Source organism: Sandaracinobacteroides sp., from assembly GCF_057137845.1.
Genome location: NZ_DBNHFX010000128.1, coordinates 1 through 1,428, shown reverse-complemented (window position 1 = coordinate 1,428; position 1,428 = coordinate 1). Strand labels below are relative to the sequence as shown.

At 62.3% G+C, this 1,428-nt stretch carries 2 protein-coding genes; both read right to left on the bottom strand.

The window, feature by feature from the left end:
• A partial coding sequence (locus AC16JP_RS07170; RefSeq protein WP_484339924.1) for a tRNA (adenosine(37)-N6)-threonylcarbamoyltransferase complex ATPase subunit type 1 TsaE occupies nucleotides 1-176 on the bottom strand: 176 nt, incomplete at its 3' end.
• A 10-nt stretch (nucleotides 177-186) separates the two neighbouring features.
• Nucleotides 187-1,428 (bottom strand): adenosylhomocysteinase (ahcY, locus tag AC16JP_RS07165; RefSeq protein WP_484339923.1); only part of this gene is annotated, 1,242 nt, incomplete at its 5' end.

Below are 1,428 nucleotides of genomic sequence, written 5' to 3'. Positions count from 1 at the left end.
GTGAACGTCGGGCTGGGCACTTCGCCGTGATGGCCAAGGCCACGCAGGATGGCGCGGGCAAGCGTCGTCTTGCCGGCGCCCAGATCGCCCGACAGCGCCACCACATCGCCCGGTTGCAAAGCGGCCGCCAATTGCAGGCCAAGCGCATGCAGCCCGGCTTCATCGAGGCCGTTCATGACCACCGCCCTAATAGCGGTAGTGATCCGGCTTGAACGGGCCTTGCTGCTGCACACCGATATAGGCCGCCTGCTGCGCGGTAAGCGTGGTCAGCTTCACGCCAAGCTTATCCAAGTGCAGCGCCGCCACCTTTTCGTCCAGATGCTTCGGCAGCACGTAAACCTCGTTGCGATAGCGGTCGCCGCCGGTCCACAGTTCGATCTGCGCCAGCACCTGATTGGTGAACGACGACGACATGACAAAGCTCGGGTGGCCGGTCGCGCAGCCGAGGTTCACCAGCCTGCCCTTCGCCAGCACGATGATGCGATGGCCGTCGGCGAATTCCACTTCGTCGACCTGCGGTTTGATTTCCGTCCACTTCAGGTTCGAAAGGCCGGAAATCTGGATTTCGCTGTCGAAGTGCCCGATGTTGCACACGATCGCCATGTTCTTCATCGAGCGCATATGTTCAACGGTGATCACATCGACGTTACCCGTCGCGGTAACGAAGATGTCAGCGCGCTTCGCGGCTTCGTCCATCGTCACCACTTCATAGCCTTCCATCGCTGCCTGCAGCGCGCAGATCGGGTCCACCTCGGTGACGAGGACGCGCGCGCCGCCATTCCGAAGCGAGGCCGCCGATCCCTTGCCCACATCGCCGAACCCGGCGACGCAGGCCACCTTGCCGGCCAGCATCACGTCGGTCGCCCGGCGAATCGCATCGACCAGTGATTCCTTGCAGCCATAGAGATTGTCGAACTTCGACTTGGTGACGCTGTCGTTCACGTTGATCGCCGGGAACGGCAATTTGCCCTTCTTCGCCAGTTCATACAGCCGGTGGACGCCGGTCGTCGTTTCCTCGGACACGCCCTTGATGCTGGCGACCGTCTGCGTGAGATAGCCCGGCCGCTCGGCAAGGAAGCGGCGGAGGGTCTTCACAAAGATTTCCTCTTCCTCGTTGCCGGGGGTGAACAGTTCCTCGCCCGCCTCGGCGCGGGCGCCCCACAGCGCGAACATCGTCGCGTCGCCGCCATCGTCGAGGATCATGTTGGCCGTGGTGTCGACACCCCAGTCGAAGATGCGGATCACATATTCCCAGTATTCTTCAAGCGTTTCGCCCTTTACGGCGAACACCGGAATCCCGCGCGCAGCAATTGCCGCCGCAGCGTGATCCTGCGTCGAGAAGATGTTGCACGACGCCCAGCGGACATCGGCGCCAAGTTCGACCAGCGTTTCGATCAGCACCGCAGTCTGGATCGTCATGTGCAGAGA